Raw genomic sequence first — 637 nt, 5'->3', positions numbered from 1 at the left:
CCGGTGCAGCGCGTCCGGCTCAAGACGCGTACGCGGGATGATCTCGAACCACTCCCCCGTCTCACCGTTGCGCCCGCTCAGCGCCACCCACCCCGCCGCGTTCCCCTTCAGGTACGCCGTGTCGATCTCGACCGCCCTGATCGCCCCCTGTGCGACCAGCCGGAACCGTACCCAGTCGTTGGTGTCGCGGACGCGGCGACGGCGGTTCTCCCAGCTGTCGTCCATCTTCCGCGACGTACCGGGCAGGATGATCTGCGTCGGCGAGGAGTAGAACTTGTCGGACGCGTCCTCGTAGACACCGCCGTTGACGACCGCCACGAGGTCGATCGTGCCGAGCGTGTCGAGCCACTCCGGGTCGGGCACGACCTCGCCGTGCACGCGCAGGCGGGCGACGCCGCCGTCGGGGTGCTGGCAGAGCCGGACGTGGGTGTAGCGGCGGCCGGTGGTGATCTCGAAGCCGTTCTCGGCGTGGCCGCGCACCGGCGTGGGCGGGACGATCTCGTCCCACTTCACGTCGTCGGCGAGGAGCCGCTCGGGGCTCGGTGAGCCCTCGACGGAGGTGGCCTGGACCGAGACCCGCTGCGGGTAGTTGCCCCGGAAGTGCGCCGTGTCGACGATGATCCCCTTGATCACGCCG

The 637-nt window shown here is 70.5% G+C and carries 1 pseudogene; it reads right to left on the bottom strand.

The annotated features are described in order from the left end of the window. Positions 1 to 637 (bottom strand): annotated as a pseudogene (locus tag E6R62_RS38170) (allantoicase); the annotation flags it as partial.

It is taken from the genome of Streptomyces sp. A1136 (genome assembly GCF_004795055.1).
GTDB lineage: Bacteria > Actinomycetota > Actinomycetes > Streptomycetales > Streptomycetaceae > Streptomyces.
Note: the sequence above shows the minus strand (reverse complement) of the source record. Positions and strands in the feature narration are given on the sequence as shown.